The organism is Sulfitobacter sp. HI0027 (assembly GCF_001634775.1).
Classification (GTDB): Bacteria; Pseudomonadota; Alphaproteobacteria; order Rhodobacterales; family Rhodobacteraceae; genus Sulfitobacter.
In genome coordinates, this window is sequence record NZ_LWER01000301.1 from 1 (window position 1) to 279 (window position 279).

Here is a 279-nt window from a genome sequence, read left to right on the forward strand (position 1 = left end):
GTGACAGACACGGTGCTGACCCCGACCCAGATCGCCACATTCGAGACGGAGTTTTTCTGGGGCTACCCCACCACCCTGCGTTTCGATGCGGTCGCGGGCGACACGCTTACCTATAACATCAGCAATCTCACGGTTGAGGGCCAGCGTCTGGCGGAATGGGCCTTGGACAGCTGGTCCGACGTAACCGGCCTGACCTTTCAGCGCACGACCTCTTCTACCGCGCCTCTGCGGTTTGATGATTCCCGTGACGGCGCCTTTGCAGGGCCGGGGTCCTTTTTC

The 279-nt window shown here is 61.3% G+C and carries 1 pseudogene; it reads left to right on the forward strand.

The features are described 5' to 3' along the window. A pseudogene (locus tag A3722_RS24360) lies at positions 1-279 on the forward strand (hypothetical protein); the annotation flags it as partial.